Origin of the sequence: Gordonia sp. JH63, from assembly GCF_009856645.1 — a bacterium.
In the GTDB taxonomy this organism is placed as follows: Bacteria; Actinomycetota; Actinomycetes; order Mycobacteriales; family Mycobacteriaceae; genus Gordonia; species Gordonia hongkongensis.
In genome coordinates, this window is sequence record NZ_CP047235.1 from 4,706,626 (window position 1) to 4,726,012 (window position 19,387).

A 19,387-nucleotide genomic window follows, 5' to 3' on the forward strand; every position below is an offset into this window, starting at 1 on the left:
CTCGCTCCGCTCGGAGCCGGCTCAACCAGCGGGGGCGGCACACCCGCCGGGCCGAGCGTCCCCACCTGACGGCCGAGCTTGTCGAGGTCACCAAGTGGCTTCGACACGGCGCCTCGCTCCGCTCGGGGCCGGCTCAACCAACGGGGGGCGAGCCGGCTCGACCAGGGGGCGGGGCCCGCTCAACCGGCGGTGGGGACCAGCTCGAACAACAGTGACGTGTCCTGATGTGTGGGATGCGTGGCCTGGACGCCACGGGCGGCGTCGGAAACGATGTCTGCATGACGCGATCGGTGCTGATTCTCGGGTTCCCCGGGGTACAAGCCCTGGACGTGACCGGACCGGCCGACGTGTTCACCACCGCGTCGTACGCCCTCGCCGACCAGGGCGCGCAGGTCCGCTACGACCTGCGGCTGGTGTCGACGACCGGTCTGCCGGTGGGCACCGGCGTCGGGCTGGAGTTCGTCGCGCAGCCGCTGCCCGACCCGGCCGAGCCGCTCGACATCCTGATCCTCCCCGGCGGCACCGGCGTCCACGACGCCTCCCGCGACCCCGACCTCGTCGACTGGATCCGACGGGCGGCGCAACGGGCACGACGCGTCGTCAGCGTGTGCAACGGCGCGTTCCTCGCCGCCGAGGCCGGCCTCCTCGACGGCAAACGCGCGACGACGCACTGGGCCGTGACCGGGTTGCTCGCCGAGCGATACCCGTCGATCCAGGTCGACGCCGAGGCCCTGTTCGTGCGCGGCAGCGACCGCGTGTGGAGTTCCGCGGGCGTCACCGCCGGTATCGACCTCTCGCTGGCCCTCATCGAGGAGGACCACGGCACCGAGCTCGCACAGCTCGTCGCGCGGTGGCTCGTCCTCTACATGCGGCGCCCGGGTGGTCAGAGCCAGTTCGCCCCGCCGGTGTGGATGCCCCGGGCCCGGCGCACGGCGATCCGCGAGATCCAGGAACGTATCGAGGCCGAGCCGGGCCGGGTGCACCGCGTCGACGACCTCGCCCGCGACGCGTCGATGAGCCCACGCCATTTCTCCCGCGTCTTCACCGACGAGACCGGTGAGGCGCCGGGCGCCTATGTCGAACGGGTCCGGACCGACGCCGCCCGTCGTGCACTCACCCAGAGCGACGACACGATGCCGGCGATCGCCACCCGGTGCGGATTCGGGTCCGCCGAGACGATGCGGCGCACCTTCGTCCGCCGGCTCGGCGTGCCGCCCGATCAGTACCGCCGCACCTTCCGCTAGCCGCACACCCGAGAACCCACGACCCGAAAGGCATCCATGACCCAGATCGCGATCGTCCTCTACCCGCGGTTCACCGCTCTCGACTTCATCGGTCCCTACGAGGTACTGCGCGCGCTGCCCGACGCCGAGGTCAGATTCGTCTGGCACGAGCCGGGACCGGTCGTCGCCGACTCGGGCGTGCTCGTCGTCGGCGCCACGCATTCATTCGACGAGACACCGTCGCCCGACGTCGTCCTGGTGCCGGGTGGCCCCGGTTGTTTCGCCGCGTCACAGGACGAGAAGGTCCTCGACTGGCTGCGCGCGGTACGACCGGGCGCGCAGTGGACGACGTCGGTCTGCACCGGTTCGGTCGTCCTGGCCGCGGCCGGTCTGCTCGACGGCAGGCCGGCCACGACGCACTGGTCGTCGATGGCCGCGTTGACCCTGCACGGGGCGAATGCGGTGTCCGACGAGCGCATCGTGCGCGCGCTGCCCGACGACGACCTGGTCACCGCCGCGGGCGTGTCCGCCGGTATCGACCTCGCGCTGTGGCTGGCCGAGCAGATCGCCGGGCGCGCACGAGCCGAGGCGATCCAGCTGGTCATCGAATACGACCCGCAACCGCATCTCGATTCCGGGCACCGGTCCAAGGCGTCGGCCGGCACGATCGCGACGTCGACGATGCTGCTCAGCCACGACGTCGACAAGCCCGAACTGCTGAAGACGAGTGCGCGGCTGCTGTGGGATCGCACCCTGACGAAAGTGCGGTCTCGGCGTTGACCGCGGCCGCATCGATCCGCAGGTGTCAGCGGGTGTCACCCGGAATCGGACTTCGGCGATGGTAGTTTCATCGCCATGACCAACAACCGCCTTGTCGCCGGAGCCGTCGCCGGGGTCGCCGGCATCCTGGTGGGACTCGGCGCGGTGTTCCTCGGCGGGTTCCTGGCCTCCGAGAACAGCCCGTCCACCGATCTGAACAACATCAGCCCGAACAACGGATTCGTCCAGGGTTCGGTGGACTACGGTTCGCGCGGCGGAGCCGGCGAGACCAACTGACCCATCCACGACGCCGCCGGTCCCGGCGTCTCCTGATCGACAGCAGCCGCAACTGAGTACTCCGCCTCCGCCACCGGATCAGTCCGTACTCAGCCGACGCGGTATCGCCGTCGTCGGCGCGATCTCGCTGCTGATCTGCCTGCTGCAGTCACCGGGCCGCATCGCCGCCGACACCAAACTCGACCTCACCGCGAATCCGCTCGGGTTCCTCGCGCGCGCCGCACATCTGTGGACGCCGAACGCACCGATGGGGCAGGTGCAGAACCAGGCCTACGGGTACTTCTTCCCCCACGGGGCGTTCTTCGCCCTGGGTGACCTTCTCGCCGTTCCGCCGTGGATCGTGCAACGCCTCTGGTGGGCGGTGCTGCTCACCGTCGGCTTCGTCGGCATCGTCCGCCTCGCCGAGATGCTGCGGCTGGGCTCGCCCGCATCGCGGATCATCGCCGCCACCGTCTTCGTGCTCAGCCCGCGGGTCCTGACCACCCTCGGCTCGATCTCGTCGGAGACCCTGCCGATGATGCTCGCCCCGTGGGTGCTGATCCCGGTGGTGCGGGCGCTCGACACCCGGGCGGAGAACGCTGCCCCGCTGTGGCGGGAGGCCGCGCGTGCGTCGGCGGCGGTCGCGCTGATGGGCGCGGTCAACGCCGTCGCCACACTGGCAGCGCTCGGCGTCGCCGCCCTGTGGTGGCTGCTGCACAGTCCGCGCGACCGACGCTGGTGGCGGTTCGGCGCCTGGACCGCGGCCGGCCTGACCCTGGCGTGCGCGTGGTGGCTCGTCCCGCTGCTGATCCTGTCGCGCGTGAGTCCGCCGTTCCTGGACTACATCGAGTCGTCCCGGGTCACCACGCAGTGGACCTCGCTCACCGAGGTGCTGCGCGGGGCGAGTTCGTGGACGCCGTTCGTGTCGCCGGAGCGCGTCGCCGGGGCGGTGCTCGTCACCCAGCCCGCCGCGGTGCTGGCGACCGGGACCATCGCGGCCGCGGGGCTCGCCGGATTGTGCATGCGGCACATGCCGTTCCGCGGCCGTCTCGTCGCGATCCTGGGCGTGGGCCTCGTCCTGATGTGCGTCGGCTACGCGGGTGAACTCGGGTCGCCGGTCGCCGAGCAGGTACGCGTCTTCCTCGACGGCTCCGGCGCCCCGCTGCGCAACATCCACAAGTTCGAGCCGCTGCTCCGCATCCCGCTGGTCCTCGGTGTCGCACATCTCCTGGCGCGGGTTCCGCTGCCGGGGAGTGCGAGTCGCCGGGAGACGCTCTCCGCCTTCGCCCAGCCCCAGCGGTCGCGACCGGTCGCCGCGACCATCGTCCTGCTCGTCGCCGTGATCGGCGCCGGGTCGTTGATGTGGACCGGTCAGCTCGCGCCGGACGGTACGTACCAGGCGATTCCACGCCACTGGCAGCAGACCGCCGACTGGCTGGCCGAGCACAGCGAACGCGACGACGGCGCCCCGCCCGCCCGCGCGCTGGTCGTCCCCGGCGCCCCGTTCGCCGACCAGCTCTGGGGGCTCACCCGCGACGAACCGCTGCAACCCCTGTCCGACACCCCCTGGGCGGTCCGCGACGCGATCCCGCTCACCCCGCCGGGCGCGATCCGCGCCCTCGACTCCGTACAACGGGAGATCGCCGCGGGTCGTGGCTCCCCCGGTCTCGCCGCCACCCTCGCCGGGCAGGGCATCGGATTCGTCGTCCTCCGAGCCGATCTCGACCCCGACACCTCGCGGTCGGCCCGCCCGCTGCTCGCGCAACAGGCACTCGACGAGTCGCCCGGGCTCCGTCGCGTCGCCGAGTTCGGTCCGCCGATCGGGCCACCCAGCGTCCGAGGAGTGGTGCGCGACAACGGACTACGGCCGCCGATGCCCGCGGTGCAGATCTACGCCGTCGGCGAACCGGGCGCGCCGACGACCGGCACCGGTCCGCGACTCGTCGACACCACCGGGCTCCCCCGCATTGCCGGCGGGCCCGAGGCGATCGCCGAACTGGCCGACGTCCGCGCACGCCAGGGACTTCCCCCGCTCGGACCCGTCGTGCTCGACGCCGACGCCCGCCGCGCCGGGATCGTCGACGGCCCGTTGATCGTGACCGACACACCCGCTGACCGGGAGACCGACTTCGGCCGCGTCGACGACCACAGTTCGGCGATCAGGTCGCCGTCGGACCCGCGTCGGACACAGAACGCCGTCGCCGACTACCCCGTCGACGGCCAACCACTGGTCCACGGGGAATGGTTGTTGGACAACAAGAGCGGCGAAGTCGAGGTGTCGACGTCGGGATCGGCGGCGGACGCGGTCCAGCCCGGGCAGACCTCGCCGGCCAACTCGGCGGCCGCGGCCTTCGACGGCAACCCGCAGAGCGCCTGGGTGAGCGGCGGATTGGAGACCGCGGTCGGACGATGGATGCGCATCGGTTTCACGACGCCGCGCACCGATCTCGCGGTGACCCTGACGACCGCGAAGGCGCTCGGACCCGACGTCACGAGTGCGCTGATCACCACCGAGGCGGGCAGCACGGTGGTCTCCGGTCTCGCTCCCGGCGAACCGGTCACCGTGACCGCCCCCAGCGGCCCCACCGGTTGGCTCCAGATCCGCGCGCTCCGCACCGACGACGGCACGGCGGGAAACCAATTCGCGCTCGGTGAGGTGACGGTCTCCGATCTGCGAACCGCGACGCCGTTGCGGATCCGCCACCGCGTGGTGTTGCCCGAACTCGAGGCCGGCACCGACGTGGCCCAGTGGCTGCTGTACCAGGAGCTGTCCGGGCGGGCGTCGTGCGTCTCCGACCCCGAGCGGCAGATGACCAGGTGCGCACCGGGTCTCGCACTCTCGCCGGAGACTTCGGCGGTGTTCGGGCGCGCACTCTCGGTGCCGTCGGATGTCACCGTCTCCCCCACCGCGATCCTGCGACCCCGACCCGGTGATGCTCTGGATCGGCTTCTCGCCGAGGACGACCGGGTCACGGCGCGCGGGCCCCGCCCGGTGACCGATCCCCGGGGCGGGCCCGCGGCTGCCGTCGACGGCGATCCCGGAACATCGTGGACCGCACCGGAGATCCCCGACGAGGAAGAGTCGCCCGCGCGCGACAGGGAGACCGACGATGGCGCAGCGGACGAGAACAGTCCCACCCTGGTCCTCGACCTCCCGCGCGCACAGCGGGTCGATTCGCTGACCATCGACGCCCCGCGGGGCTATCCCGCCGCGCCCACCGAGGTCGCGGTCGACCTCGGGACGGGAGAGCAGATCCGCGAGGTCGACGAGAGCGGTCTCGTGCGGCTCGATCCCGCGGTCACCGACCGCATCGAGATCACCATTCATGCACAGTCCGACCTCATCGACGTCAACAGCCTCGGGTTCGCCAGTCCCGCACCACCGGGGATCGCCGAGGTCCGGGTGTCGCCCACGCCGGCAGACGGTGTCGGTGTCGATGCCGGTGCCGACCGGGTCGTCGAGATCGGTTGCGACGACGGCATCGGCCTGACCGCTGCCGGACAGGTCGTCCGAATGTCGGTGCGCGCCAGTGTGTCCGACCTCCGCAGCGGGCAGCCGGTGATCGGCCGCCCCTGCGACGGCGGCCGGCTCGCACTCCCCGCGGGCCAGCAGGAGGTGTCGGTCAATCCCGGCGACGCCTTCACCGTCGACGCCCTGTCGCTGGTGGACGGTGATCCGGTCTCGGCGCCCGCGTCGACGTCCCCCGAGGTGACCGAGTGGTCGCCGGCGCGGCGAGCGGTGACGGTCGACGCCGGTGCGCAACGACTGCTCGTCGTGCCCGAGAGCACCAACCCGGGGTGGCAGGCGCACCTCGACGGCGCGCAGCTACGGCCGGTCGTCGTCGACGGGTGGCAACAGGGGTGGGTCGTCCCCGCCGGTGCAGGCGGAACCATCGAACTCACCTTCCGATTCGACTCGCTGTACCGGTGGGCGCTGGTGATCGGGCTCGCGCTGATGGCGCTGCTGCTCGTCGCCGCGTGGTGGCCGTCGGCGCGTCGCACCCGGGCCGGTGACCCCATCGTGGTTCCGTCCGGGCGCGGCAGCGTGCTCGCCGCGGGGGGTGCGGTGTTCGCCGCGGCGTGGCTGGTGTCCGGCTGGTGGGGACTCGCGGCCGCCGTCGTGGTCGGCACCCTCGCCGCAGCGGTACCGCAGAAGGCCGGCGTCACAATCACATTCGTGGCGATGATGACCGCGACCATCGGGCTGGCGGCCGGCCCCTGGCACGCCTCGGGCGGGTACCACGGGTCGCAATGGTGGGTTCAGCTACCGGCGCTGGTGGCGGTGTCGATGACGGCGTGGCTGGTGTTCTGGTCGGCCGTCGACGACGGGCCTGACGACGACGGGCCTGACGACGACAAGGCGTCGGCCGCGTCGTGGCGCGAACGGTGGCGACGACGATTCTCACGGTTGCGCAACCAGTTCCGGGCCGGCTCTTCGATGAAGGCATAGCTGGCCGCAGCGACGCCGATCGACAGCCCGAGGGTGATCACGAGCACCAGGAGGGTGTCGCCGCTGAACGGCACGATGCCGAACAGCGGGAAGACCACCGCGAGGATCGCGACGTGCCAGATGAAGATCCCGTACGACCATCTGCCGAGAGCCAGCATCACCCGTGAGGTGAGGATGCGGAACGGTCCGTCGTTGCACACCAGCGGAGCAAGCAGCGCATAACCGCAGAGCGCGCCGAGCACCATCTTGGTGGCGAACTCGATCTCGGTGACGTCGCCGAGACCGGTCGGACCGGCGATCCTGGTGCATGCCAGCGCGTAGGCGACGACGAGGACGCCCAGCATGAGCGGGCGGTTCGCGCTGAGGCGGATCGTTCCCGCCATCCAGCGGCCCGTCCCCGACGTCCCGGATGCAGAACCCGATTCCGGTTCACGTTCGAGGACTCCGGCGATCTCGGCCAGGACCAGACCCGCGACGAACCACGGGAGGTGGCCGAACACCCAGTTCTTGGTCTCCACGCCGTCGGCCACGGGCAGCGAGGTGCCGACCCAGGCCCAGCCGAGGCTCAGCGCACCGAGGAGGACGAGCGCCGGCACCCGCGCCCGCAGACGGCTCCCGCGCAGCCGCAGGAGAGCGAAGCCGATGAGCGGCAGCAGTGCGTAGAAGGCGATCTCGACCGAGAGGCTCCACATCTGGGTCAGACCGGCGGTCAGCGTCAGCGGCACGAAGACCTGCGTGAGCGTGAGGTTCGCCAGCCAGACCTGCGCATCCGCTCCCTGCGCCTCGGGGAGCAGCAGGATCACCAGCGTCACCACAACCACGTAGGCCGGCCAGATCCGGACGACGCGATGGCGGAGGTACCGCGGCACCGACGGGTGCCCGGTCACGCGATGCGCGGCGTCGACCCACGGTCGCCAGAGCAGAAAGCCGGAGAGCGCGAAGAACAAGGCGACCGCGAGGTCGAGGCGACCGAGGACCGGTCCCAGTACGGGGATCTCGACCGCGCGGGTCTGGAAGGCCACGTGCGTGACCAGGACCCCGATCGCGGCGATGGCCCGCATGCCCTCGAGCTGCGGATAGAACCGCCGGGCGGAACCCGTTGCGGGTTCGGCGGTGGCGGGGCTGGTGGGGCCGGGGTCGGTGCTGGTCATGCTGCTGACAGGGTAGCCGGGAGGCGTTGCGTACCCTCGCCACCATGTCCTCGCCGTCCTCGTCGTCGCACCCGGAGCCCCATCGCTGGTCGACGGCGGACCTCGCGGGACCGACGCTGATCTTTGTCGGCGCGTTCCTGCTCGCGGTGACGATCGCGCTGCCCACCCTGCTCGTCGGCGGGTTCCGCACGATCCCGCTGAGCACCGACTTCACCACCGTCGCCACGGCCGACGACGCGACGATCTTCGACCGGTGCTCACTGGAGACCCGGAGCGCCCGTACCGTCGGCGCCGATCTCGTCCGGCAGCAGCGCGTCGTGGCGGTGCAACCGTCCGACGAACACCGGGTGACGCTGCAGGCCGGCACGTCGATCCAGGCCGAGAAGCTGCGCATCGACGATCGCGAGGTCGACCCCGGCGATCCGCGCCCCGGTGTCGATGCCGATGACCCGGCACAACCGTGCAACGAGGCGACCGTGAATGCCATCAAAGATCGGGTCACACTCGACCGGAAGAACGCGCTGCCCCGACTTGCCGCCCGTGGGGCGTCGGAGATCCAGTACGACAGCGGTCAGGCCGCGGTGCTCGTCCCGGACCGTCGCGGCGTCACCTACCTGCTGCCCTTCGACACGGCGACCGCCGACCGCGAGTTCTTCGACCCGATCACCCGCACCACCGTGCCGTTGGTCTACGACGGTGACACCGAGGTGCAAGGTCGCGACGTCGCACGGTTCCGCGCCGAGGTCCCTGACACCGACCTCGCCCGCGAAGCGCTGGGTCGACCGGTCGGCACGAATGTCTCGGTCACGCGTCCGGCGTCGTGGTTCGGGTTCGGCGACTCGAGCCGGCCGTTGACCGCGAGCCTCCATCACCGGAGTTCGTGGGATCTCGCCGTCGACACCCGGACCGGCACCATTGTCGACGCCACGATCACCGTCGACGAGGCGTACCGCTTCCCCGACGGCATCCCCGGCGTCCCGGCCGGCTTCGAATTGCCGCATCTGCGTGCGACTTTCGGCTACGACGACGACACGCAGGCCCGGATGACGGACCTGGCCGACGATCTCGCGTCCCCGATCCTGATCTGGGGCCGGCTCGTACCGATCGGCACCGCGGTCCTGGGCCTGGTGGCACTGGTGGCCGGATTGATACTGATCAACCCGGCCTGGCTACCCGCCCGGTTCCGGCGCCGGAGTGGCGCGGAAACCGTTGGCGGGCAACCGGAGTGACGGAGACCGGCGTCAGGAGGTCGACTCGGCGGCGAGCCTGCCGAGGGTGTCGTTCAGCTGGTGCTCGGTGACGAGCGGGAACTTGACCTTCTCGAGCAGCTTCTTGTCGGTGACCTTCGACCAGTCGTAGGTGTGGCGCACCAGCGTCTCGTTCGGACCCTGGGACTCCAACTCCCACAGCCATTCCCACCCGGGCGGCTCGGTGCCGGCGGGGGCGGTCTGCCATGCCAGCAGCTTGTCCTTGGCGTAACCGGTGACATGGTTGTCGGTCTTGTAGTCGCCGCCCATGTGGTCGCCCGACATGTTCATCGTGAACACGTCACCGACCTGCTGGATGCGATCGGCGTGGTCCACGCCGCGGATGAAACCCGAACCGTCGAGCGCCTGATGCCGTTCGGGATTGGAGAGGACGTCGAACACCGCGTCGACGGGCGCCTCGATCGTGCGTTGAACAGTGACCTGTGTGCTCTCGTTGTCGCTCATGACACAACACTGCCGAAACTTCGGGCACTCGGCAACGTCCGACCTCAACTCAGCGCGCGACCGCCCACGTCCCCAGCGCGGCGATCGTGGCGGCCACGGCCGCGGTGCCCGCGACCCCGACCACCGAGCCGGTGAGGGTGACGATGACCAGCACCTCGGCGCCCACGACCAACCAGGTGCCGAGTGCCACGCGCGTCCGGTCGCGCGCGATCGCCGACAGCAAGACGACCTGCAGGACGGCGAGCGCGGCGCCGATGTAGGCGAAGAGCCACAGGATCGGCACCAAGGCGTCGTAGCCGTCCCCGAAGACGAACGGGACGACCGGGCCGGCCGCGCCCGCGAGAACGGTCAGGACGACCCCGATCCCGGCGACCACCGTCACCGCCTGACGCAACGAAGCCGACGACCGTGCGGGGTCGGCGAGGCGCGGATAGAAGACGACGCCGATCGCCTGCGGGAGCCAGAAGGCCACCTTCGTCGCGATCGCGCCGAGGGCGTACACCCCGACCTCCTCGGCGTCGAGGACCCGGGGCGAGAGCAGCAGGTCGATCGACGATGCGACGATCAACACCAACTGGACCTGCGACGCGCGGACCACGCTGAGCACCCCGGCGGCTCCCGACGGCGGCCGCCCCGGCCGTCCGGACCGTGGCATCGACCAGACCACGAGCCAGACGACGACCGCCGACGCGGCGGCACCCAGCGTCCCGGCCAGCAGCCCACCGGCCGGTCCGGCGCCGGCGGCGAACGCCCCGATGATCGGCATCGATCGTGCGACTCCGACGGCGGCCAGCACCCAGGACAGCGCCCGGAACTCGCCGCGCCCCTGCAGAATCCCCTGACCTGCGGCGATGAGCGCCAGCAGCGGCGCCGAGGCGAGTGCCGCGGCCGTCGTCGCGACGTCGGTGCGCAGCAGCAGCGCGACCAGCGGGGTGGCGACGACGGTGAGTACGACGACCCAGCACGTCGTCACCACACCCAGCGCGCGGAGCCGTCCCTCGTCACCGCCGAGCACGACCTCCCGGGCGATGACGTTCTGCAGCGCCATCGCCGGCACACCCAGCACGAGCATCGCCGACAGCAGGACCGCGAACTCGCCGTATTCGCTGACGTCGAGGAAATGCGCACTCGCGACGAGGTGCACGACGTACATGCAGACGTTGGCCACCATCGACCCGATCGCCACCGACCCGACGGCGCCGACCGTGCCCGTCGTCCGACGCGTCTGCTGCATGGACCAAGTGTGCCGATCGCACCGCGGCGGTCTCGCGCGGGGCGGGCACGAGGTACGCGTACCGGGTTTTGCACGGGCAGTCGGGCATAGGCAACGATGGGAAGGCTGTTGCCGAGCGCGGGTCCCCCCGATCGCGCGTGTCCACCGGACCGAGAGACCGTGATGTACGACGACAACCCCACCTACGACGCCGAGTCGACCGACATCGGTTCGCGCATCGACCCGGTGCTGGCCCGGAGCTGGCTGCTGGTCAACGGCTCCCACTACGCCAAGTTCGAGCCGGCCTCGCGTTCGCGCGCCGACATCGTCGTGCTGGACATCGAGGACGCGGTGGCTCCCAAGGACAAGGTCTCCGCGCGCGACAACGTCGTCCGCTGGCTCGGGCCCAAGGACGGCACCGCCGGTCCCGGCGCCGGAGACTGGGTTCGCGTGAACGGATTCGGCACACCGTGGTGGGCCGATGATCTCGAGGCGCTGTCGCAGACCGCCGTCGGCGGGGTGATGCTGGCGATGGTCGAGTCCGTCGACCACGTCACCGAGACCGCCAAGCGACTGCCCGGCCTGCCGATCGTCGCGCTCGTGGAGACCGCGCGCGGACTGGAACGCATCAGTGAGATCGCAGCCACCAAGGGCACGTTCCGTCTCGCGTTCGGTATCGGGGATTTCCGCCGCGACACCGGCTTCGGCGAGAACCCGCAGACCCTGGCCTATGCCCGTTCGCGTTTCACGATCGCCGCGAAGGCCGCCCACCTGCCCAGCGCCATCGACGGCCCGACGGTCGGTTCCAGCGCGCTCAAGCTCAGTGAGGCGACCGCGGTCAGTGCCGAGTTCGGCATGACCGGCAAGATCTGCCTCACCCCGGGCCAGTGCGCGCAGGTCAACGAAGGACTGTCCCCCTCTCAGGACGAGATCACCTGGGCGCGCGAGTTCTTCGCCGAGTTCGAGCGCGACGGCGGCGAGATCCGCAACGGCTCCGACCTGCCGCGGATCGCGCGGGCGACCAAGATCCTCGACCTGGCGCGGTCGTACGGCATCACCGAGTCCGACTACGACGACGACCCGGTGCACGCCCCCGCACCATCGGACACCCACCACTTCTGATCGGCTCGCCGCGGTGACCCCCCGACGACTGTTGCCGGTTCTGTACGGCACCGGTGTCGCTGCGGCCGCGGTGATCCTGGCGCCGCTGCTGCCCGGCCTGATCGGGGCCGGCGACCGGTACCTGCTGTACCGCGATGCGGTGTCCACGCCGCGCACCCATGTCACGGACACCACGCTCGGGATCGGTGACCTGCCGCCCCGCGCCGTACCGCAGGACTGGTTCCTCGCGATGGTGAGCACCGTCGTCGACGGCGGGATCGTCGTGCTGGCGGTCCTCGCCGCCTCGCTGGTGTGCGCAGGCGTCGGGTACGGACGTCTGGCAGCTCGCCTGGTCCCGGGCGCCGGGCGCACCGGTGCCGCGGCGGCCACGCTCGTCTCGGTGTGGAATCCGTTTGTCGCCGAACGTCTTCTCCAGGGTCACTGGAGCCTGCTGGCGGGTTATGGGGCGCTGGGGTGGATTCTCGTCGCGGTCATGGATCTGCGTGGGCGCCCCCCGCTGGTTGAGCCGGCACCGAGCGAAGCCGCCGGGTCGAGTAAGCGACGAAGGAGCGCATCGAGATCGAGGAGCCGAGTCCCCCCGCTGGTTGAGCCGGCACCGAGCGAAGCGAGGAGCCGAGTCCCCCCGCTGGTTGAGCCGGCACCGAGCGAAGCGAGGAGCCGAGTCGAAGCCACCCGGCGACCGGACCCCCGAGCAAGCACCGTCCAACTTCTTCAACTGGGCGGACTGTTCGCGGTCGCAGGCTTGACCCCCACTGGTTCTGTCCTCGCCGCAATCACTCTGGCGACGGCGCTCGTGGCCCGTCCGATCGGTCTGCGACCCACGATGGCCGTCGTTGCGCTCTGGCTCCTCAGCACACTGCCGTGGTTGCTGACGGCTTCCATCTCCGACGCCCCGACCACGTCCGCGGCCGCCGGGGTGGAGGCATTCGGTCTGCGGTCCGAGCCGTGGCTCGGCCCCGTGGGTACGGCCCTGTCGCTGGGCGGAATCTGGAACGCCGACGCGGTGCCGGCGAGTCGGACCATCGGGTGGGCCGCGGTGGCCACCCTCGGCCTGCTCCTCGTCGTCGCGGTCGGCGCCGGTCACCTGTGGCGTCGTCGTACGGAGTCGGACCCGCTGGTGCGCGCCATCGCCATGCTCGCGGCGGTGACCGCGATCGCGTTGATGCTGAGCACTTTCGGACCGGTCCGCATTGGCCTGGGGTTCGTCGTCGAGCACGTCGGTGGCGGCGGGCTCCTGCGCGATACGCAGAAGTTCGCCGCACTTCTCGTCCCGGCGGTCGCGGTGTGTGTGGCCGCGGCCGTGGCAGCGGCGAGGCGGCGGGTCCCGTCGGGTTTCGCGTTCGCCGCGGTCGCACTGCTCGCGGTCGCGCCGCTCCCCGACCTGGCGTGGGGGGTCGGCGGTGCGGTGCGCGCGATCGACTATCCCGACGAGTGGCGGCAGGTTGTTGAGATCGTGCCGCCGGACCGGGGTTCGGTCGCCCTGTGGCCTCCCGGCACGGTGCGCGAGTACCCCTTCGCGCGCGATCCGTCGCTCGATCCCGCCGCACGGATGCTGCGGGCGCCGGTCGTCGAATCCGGCGAACTCCGAGTGGACGGCGAGGTGATCGACCCGGCCGGGGAACATGCCGCAGCGGTGACGCGGGTGCTGGAGTCCGGCGGGTCACCGGTAGCGCTCGCCGAGCTCGGCGTCGGGTGGGTGCTGGTCGAGAACGGTTCTCCGCCTGGCCAACTCGCGGATGCCGGACGACTCGTGTTCGACGGGTCGGATCTGAGGCTGTATCAGGTGGGCGATGCGGCGGATCGGTCCGCGGACGCCACCGACCGTGCGATCGCCATCGGTGCGCACCTCGTGTGGGCCGCGCTGCTCATCGCCGGCCTCGTCGGCCTCGGCGTCGGTGTGGTCAGCGGCGCGCGTCGGACAGCACGGCGTCGAACGTCGCCATGAACCCGTCGCAGGTCGCCGACCACGAGTAGCGGCTGGCCGTGGTCTGCGCGTTGCGGCCGAGTCGAAGCGCCTCGTCCGGGTTGTCGATGAGTTTCCTTGTTGCGCTGGCCAGTTCGTCGACACCGTCGACGAGGAGCCCGGTACGCCCGTCGTCGATGGAGTCGGCGAGTCCGGCGGCACTGCGGTAACCGATCGTCGGGACACCGTGCTGGGCGGCTTCGACGACCGCGAGGCCCCATCCCTCCTTGCGCGACGGCATGAGGTGGACCCGGGCTAGGGCGAGCAGTTCGTGCTTGCGGCGCTCGTCGACGTGGCCGTGGAAGGTGACCGCGTCGGTCACCGCGAGTTCGGCTGCTGCACGGTGCAATTCGTCCGACCACCAGCCACCGCCGATGACATCGAGACGGGCGTCGACACCGTCGCGACGCAGCCGGGCGAGTACGGTCAACGCGTCCTCGACCTGCTTGTGGGGCACCAGCCGCGACAGTACGCAGAGTCGTACCGGCACACCGGGAGTCGACGCCCCGGTGCGCGCGGGCGCCTCGATACCGTGAGGTACCGGATCGATCCCGTTGCGCACGACCGCGATCCGCCCGGCATCGACCCCCAGCGCGACGAGTTCGGACTTCGACGGCGTCGAGACCGTGACGTATCGGTTGCGCCGATGGACGCGCGGCGAGACCCGCGACTCGAGGAACCACCCGATGTGGCCGAGCAGACGGCCGGCGACCGGCCACTGCTCGCGATGACAGTGATGGACGAGGACGACCGTCGGAGCCGGTGAGACGAGCGACGAGAAGAACGGGACACCGTTCTGGGTGTCCACGACGACGTCGGGGCGGCACCCCGACAGCGGGCCGAACCCGAGCCGGCCCGCGACGATGGTTGCGAGCATGAGCGGATACACGCTGATCCGTCCGCCGGCGCGGAAGAACCGCATGCCGTCCCGGTGCTCGTGGCGCAGCGACCCCGGGTACGCGGACGTGAGGAAGGTGACGTTCGCGCCGCGTCGAGCCAGTTCGGCGCCCACCCGTTCCAGGTAGGTCTCGCTGCCGCCGCCCTGAGGGTGGCGGGTGTCCCGCCAGCACAGGAGCAGGATGTTCGACGGTGTGCGCATGTTGTCCGTCAGCCTACCGACCAGGCCATGAGCGCCGGAATCCGCCGCGCGACCGCCCGGTGAGGAACCTGTCGCCGAGACACCCCACTAGAGTGACCCGACGATGACGACTTCACTTCCCGGCGGCGCGCGGATGGCCCGGCTCGCCACCCTGCGACGCGCCGCGGGACTGCTGAACGACTTCCGCTACGAACAATCCGATCCCGCGCGCTTCTACGGCGCGCTCGCCGGCGACACCGCGGACATGGTCGAGGCGTTCGTCCCCGACATGGGCGGATCGGTGGTCCTCGACGTGGGCGGCGGTCCCGGATACTTCGCCGACGCCTTCCGGGCCCGCGGCGCGCACTACGTCTCCGTCGAACCCGATCCCGCCGAGATGCACGCCGGTGGGCTCGAGCATCGCGGATCGGTCCGCGGCTCCGGCCAGGCCCTGCCTTTCGCCGACGGATGCGTCGATGTCTGCCTGTCGTCGAACGTCGTCGAGCACACACCGACGCCGTGGGAGATGGCCGACGAGATGCTGCGGGTGACGCGTCCCGGCGGCGTCGTCATCATCAGCTACACACTGTGGTGGGGACCGTTCGGTGGTCACGAGATGGGGCTGACGCACTATCTCGGCGGCCATCGGGCGGCTCGGCTGTACACCCGACGCCACGGTCATCCGCCCAAGAACCTTTACGGCACATCGCTGTTCGCGGTCTCCGCCGCCGACGGGCTGCGCTGGGCCCGATCGGCGACCGGTGCCGGGCGCGCCGACCTCGTCGCGGCATTCCCCCGCTACATCCCGCGCTGGATGTGGTGGGTCATGCGCGTGCCGGTGCTCCGGGACGTCCTCGGCACCAACCTCGTGCTCGTCCTGCGTCGACGCTGACGTGCTCAGAGTCCGGTTGCGTCTGGCTGAGCCCACTGCTGGTTGAGCCGGGACTGAGCGAAGCGAAGCCCCGAGTCGAAGCCACCTCCGCACCCAGCGGCTGAACTACTCGGCGGCGAGGTCCGCGGTGCAGTTGAGGGTGCCGCCCTGACTGGTCGCGGCGGCCAACTGTTCACCGTCGGCGAGGATGGCGCACGACACCGGTCCGCGGATCACGATGGCCGACATACTCGCGCGGGTTCCCTCGAGCTGCACCCGCTGGGACCACGGCGAGCCGATCGCCGGGATCACCGTCGGCGATCCCTGGCCTCGGGTGAACGTCAGCGCGACGACGTCCCCGTTGCCGGTCAGCTGGTAGGTGATGGTTCCGGAGCGCTGAGTCGTCGTCGTGGTCGACGTCGTCTCCTCGGTGGTCGTGGTGCTCGACGACGTCGTCTCGCTGGTCGTCGCCGGATCACTCGATTCGGTGGTTGACGATGACGCCGCGCTGGTGGAGTCGCCGTCGCCGGAGCGGGTGACCAGCACGACGACGAGACCCAGGACCACGAGTGCGATCAGGGCGACCAGCGCCAGCCCGATGGTCCGGCCCTTCGACCCGGAACCGCGGGGCGGTTCACCACCGGCCGGCGCGTCGTAGGGCGAGGCACCGTAGGGCGACCCGCCGGTGTACTGAGGGTCGGCGTACTGGGGTTCGGTGTAGGGACCCGGATATGGCTGTCCCGCCTGATGCGGTTCGGTGTACGGCCCCGGATAGGGCTGACCGGCCTGGTGCGGTTCCGTGTACGGACCCGGATACGGCTGCCCGGGCTGCTGCTCGGTGTATGCCTGCGACGGCGGCGCCGACGGGTCGAAGTCCGGATCGAACTGACGGGTCTCCGGCGGATCGTTCCGCGGATCGTTGGGATCGCCCTCTGGTGGTCGGGTCATGCGGACGATTCTGTCATCCCGGACCGATCCCCGACCCGACCACCACGAACCTGCGTCAGATGTCGGCGATCGCCTCGAGCGGTCCGGTGCGCGCCGCGCGGACGGCCGGCCACAACGCGGCCAGCACCCCTACCACCGCCGACGCGATCAGCGTGATCGCGATGAGCGACCACGGGATCACCGGCGCGCCCAGGCCCCACTCGGCGAGCGTGCGGACCAACGCGACGCCGATGACGGTCCCGAGGAGCACACCCAGCACTGCGCCGAAGATCGAGATCAGCACCGACTCGAGGTAGATCGAGCGGCGCACCTGGGCTCGGATCATGCCGATCGCCCGCAACATCCCGATCTCGCGTTTGCGTTCGACCACCGACAGCGCAAGCGTGTTGATGATGCCGAGGACGGCGATCAGCAGTGCCAGCCCGAGCATCGCGTACAGCGTGCCGAGCATCTGATCGATCTGCGACGAGATCTGGCCCTTGAACTGATCCCGGTCCTGGATCTGCACCGTCAGGTAGTCCGACGTCGCATTCTCCAGATCGGTGCGCAGGGTCTCGAGGTCGGTGCCCGGCGCGGCGTTCACGAAGAGCGTGACATTGACCCGCGCGAAGGGCGGGACCAGCTTCTCGTAGACGTCCGGACCCACGACCCACGGCTGCAGCGCCTCGTTGTCCGCGTAGACGCCGGCGATCGGGACCTGGACCTGCTCGCCCGTCGCGGACGTGAACGTGACCACATCGCCACGCTGCCAGCCGTTCGCCTTGCCGGTCCGCTCGCTGATCAGCATCCCGTCAGCGGGCAGATCCGACGACGCGCCGTCCTGCATGTCCATCACGGTCACGCTGTTCAGCGGACCGCCGAGCGCCGAGAACCCGGTCTCCGACTTGTCCTCGACCTTGGCCTGGACGATGCCGAACGACACCACCTCGGCGACGCCGGGCACACCGTCGATCGCGCCGGTCACCGCGGGCGGCAGCGGCGACTGGTTGGTTCCGGCCACGATGTAGTCGGCCGTGATGCCGGCGTCGACGGCGTCGTCGACCGTGCCCTTGAACGACTGTCCGAGGGTGCCGATGATCGCGACCAGCATCAGCCCGAGGGTGAGCGCGAACGCCGTCGCGGCCGAACGCCGCGGGTTGCGGACCGCGTTGGTCCGGGCGAGGCGCCCGATCATGCCGAAGGGCGCACCGATGACCCGGCCGAGCACGCTGACGAACGGACGCGCGATCGCCGGGCCGATGAGGACGGCCGACAGGACCGCGCCCGCGGCGCCGGCACCCACCGTGATCGCCGGGCCGGCACCGTCACCCATCGCGCCGACCACGATCGCGACGATCGACGCGACACCGATGACCGCGCCGATGATCGTGCGGTTGCGCAACGAGGCCGACCCCTCGGCGGCCGATGCGCGCATCGCCTCCACGGGCGGCACCCGGGCGGCTCGCGCCGCCGGCACCCAGGCACTGACCATCGTCACCACGACGCCGACCAGGATGCCGGCGAGGATGGCATCCGGACCGATCGCCAACTCACCGTCCGGCAGGCCCGACGTCGCACTGGTGATGGCCTTCAAGGCGGCCGCCAGCCCGATGCCGATGGCGAGACCGAGCGCGCCGCCGAGGACACCGACGACGAAGGCCTCGAACAGCACCGAGCGCGAGACCTGGCGCTGGCTCGCGCCGACCGCCCGGAGCAGCGCGAACTCCCGATTCCGTTGCGCAACGATCATCGAGAAGGTGTTGTAGATGATGAACGTGCCGACGACCAAACCGATCGCGGCGAACGCCAGCAGGATGTACTGGAAGATCTGCAGAAACTCGTTGACCTGCGCCTTCTGGTCCTCGCGGACCTGGTCGCCGGTGCGGACGTCGTAGAGATCGGCGTCGGCGCCGAGCGCGGAGATGATCCGTTCCTGCAACTGTTCCGGGGTGACCCCGGCAACGGCCGACATGTCGACGACGCCGACGTGCTCACCGTCGGTGAACAGGCGGGCCGACGTCGCGGCGTCGAACTGGGCGTTCACGTAACCACCCGTCGAGCTGGGCGCGTCGACGAGGCCGACGACGGTGACCTCGAGCGGCTCCGAGTTGCCCTGCCCGACGACGATCTTCGTCTTCGACCCGACCTTCAGCCCCGCGGCCTCGGCCGCCGAGGTGTTCAAGACGATCTCGCCGGCGTTCTCGGGCCCGCGTCCACCCGGCAGGATCCGCGACTCGTCCGGGTCGAGCGCCTCCGCCGGCGGGATGTAGGTGCTGCCCACGCTCGGGGCGCCACCGGTCTGGATGGCCTTGCCGTCGGAGTCGGCGACCGTGACCAGGCCATTGTTGTTGACGACGAGTTTGTCGATGCCGAACTGGGCACGCTGGTCGCGGAGCTGGTCCACGATCGTGTTCGGCACACCCGGCGACTGCCGGTCGGCCGGGGTCACCTCGACCGCGACACCCTGCGCCGCACTGTCGAAGATGTCGTTGAAAGCCTTCGAGATGGACCCGGTGAACACGATGGACCCGGCCACGAACGAGGTGCCGAGGACGATCGAGAAGAGGGTGAGGAACAGCCGGAGCTTGTGGGCGCGCAGGTTCCGTAGCGAGACCCGGCGCATCACCGTGGAGGACGCCACG

General features: G+C 70.7%; 13 protein-coding genes and 1 pseudogene. 8 read left to right on the top strand and 6 right to left on the bottom strand.

Annotation, left to right across the window (positions count from 1 at the left end; genetic code table 11):
* Positions 1-278: 278 nt before the first annotated feature.
* The 4 genes and pseudogenes from GR168_RS20865 to GR168_RS24285 all read left to right on the top strand — a co-directional run.
* Positions 279-1,244: a GlxA family transcriptional regulator gene (locus tag GR168_RS20865; RefSeq protein ID WP_159371601.1), complete on the top strand. Its 966-nt coding sequence runs from the start codon at positions 279-281 to the stop codon at positions 1,242-1,244.
* Between the two features lie 36 nt (positions 1,245-1,280).
* Complete coding sequence (locus GR168_RS20870) at positions 1,281-2,003, top strand: DJ-1/PfpI family protein (protein ID WP_078113247.1); 723 nt, start codon at positions 1,281-1,283, stop codon at positions 2,001-2,003.
* 75 nt (positions 2,004-2,078) lie between these two features.
* Entirely contained in the window at positions 2,079-2,279 is a 201-nt protein-coding gene (locus GR168_RS20875) for a DUF2613 domain-containing protein (protein WP_004023745.1), read from the top strand.
* Between the two features lie 139 nt (positions 2,280-2,418).
* Positions 2,419-4,446 (top strand): annotated as a pseudogene (locus tag GR168_RS24285) (DUF3367 domain-containing protein); the annotation flags it as partial.
* Between the two features lie 2,072 nt (positions 4,447-6,518).
* Here the strand turns inward: GR168_RS24285 and GR168_RS20885 are convergent.
* Complete coding sequence (locus GR168_RS20885) at positions 6,519-7,859, bottom strand: acyltransferase (RefSeq protein ID WP_203235874.1); 1,341 nt, start codon at positions 7,857-7,859, stop codon at positions 6,519-6,521.
* A 44-nt stretch (positions 7,860-7,903) separates the two neighbouring features.
* Between GR168_RS20885 and GR168_RS20890 the strand changes: the two genes are divergently transcribed.
* The gene (locus GR168_RS20890; RefSeq protein WP_159371602.1) at positions 7,904-9,088 is read left to right on the top strand and encodes a DUF3068 domain-containing protein; all 1,185 of its coding nucleotides are present in this window, start codon (positions 7,904-7,906) and stop codon (positions 9,086-9,088) included.
* Between the two features lie 12 nt (positions 9,089-9,100).
* Here the strand turns inward: GR168_RS20890 and GR168_RS20895 are convergent, their stop codons facing one another.
* Both GR168_RS20895 and GR168_RS20900 read right to left on the bottom strand, forming a co-directional pair.
* Positions 9,101-9,571 carry an SRPBCC family protein gene (locus GR168_RS20895; protein WP_078113249.1) on the bottom strand — a complete coding sequence of 157 codons (471 nt, stop codon included), beginning with the start codon at positions 9,569-9,571 and terminating at the stop codon, positions 9,101-9,103.
* Positions 9,572-9,620: 49 nt separating this feature from the next.
* Entirely contained in the window at positions 9,621-10,805 is a 1,185-nt protein-coding gene (locus GR168_RS20900) for a polysaccharide biosynthesis protein (protein ID WP_159371603.1), read from the bottom strand.
* 162 nt (positions 10,806-10,967) lie between these two features.
* Here GR168_RS20900 and GR168_RS20905 point away from each other — a divergent pair, with 162 nt between their 5' ends.
* Together GR168_RS20905 and GR168_RS20910 are read left to right on the top strand one after the other, a co-directional pair.
* Positions 10,968-11,906, top strand: a complete 939-nt coding sequence (locus GR168_RS20905) for a CoA ester lyase (protein ID WP_058252230.1) — start codon at positions 10,968-10,970, stop codon at positions 11,904-11,906.
* 13 nt (positions 11,907-11,919) lie between these two features.
* A complete protein-coding gene (locus tag GR168_RS20910) occupies positions 11,920-13,851 on the top strand; it encodes a hypothetical protein (protein WP_159371604.1) in 1,932 nt (643 codons plus the stop codon).
* Here GR168_RS20910 and GR168_RS20915 read toward each other — a convergent pair.
* Positions 13,808-14,968 carry a glycosyltransferase family 4 protein gene (locus GR168_RS20915; protein ID WP_159371605.1) on the bottom strand — a complete coding sequence of 387 codons (1,161 nt, stop codon included), beginning with the start codon at positions 14,966-14,968 and terminating at the stop codon, positions 13,808-13,810. The two genes, GR168_RS20910 and GR168_RS20915, sit on opposite strands and share 44 nt — an antisense overlap.
* Positions 14,969-15,071: 103 nt before the next feature.
* On the opposite strand from GR168_RS20915, the gene GR168_RS20920 reads away from it, so the two are divergent.
* The gene (locus tag GR168_RS20920; protein WP_159371606.1) at positions 15,072-15,839 is read left to right on the top strand and encodes a class I SAM-dependent methyltransferase; all 768 of its coding nucleotides are present in this window, start codon (positions 15,072-15,074) and stop codon (positions 15,837-15,839) included.
* Between the two features lie 105 nt (positions 15,840-15,944).
* Here the strand turns inward: GR168_RS20920 and GR168_RS20925 are convergent, their stop codons facing one another.
* Positions 15,945-16,766 carry a hypothetical protein gene (locus GR168_RS20925; protein ID WP_159371607.1) on the bottom strand — a complete coding sequence of 274 codons (822 nt, stop codon included), beginning with the start codon at positions 16,764-16,766 and terminating at the stop codon, positions 15,945-15,947.
* Between the two features lie 55 nt (positions 16,767-16,821).
* Entirely contained in the window at positions 16,822-19,368 is a 2,547-nt protein-coding gene (locus GR168_RS20930) for an ABC transporter permease (RefSeq protein WP_159371992.1), read from the bottom strand.
* Between the last annotated feature and the right edge of the window lie 19 nt (positions 19,369-19,387).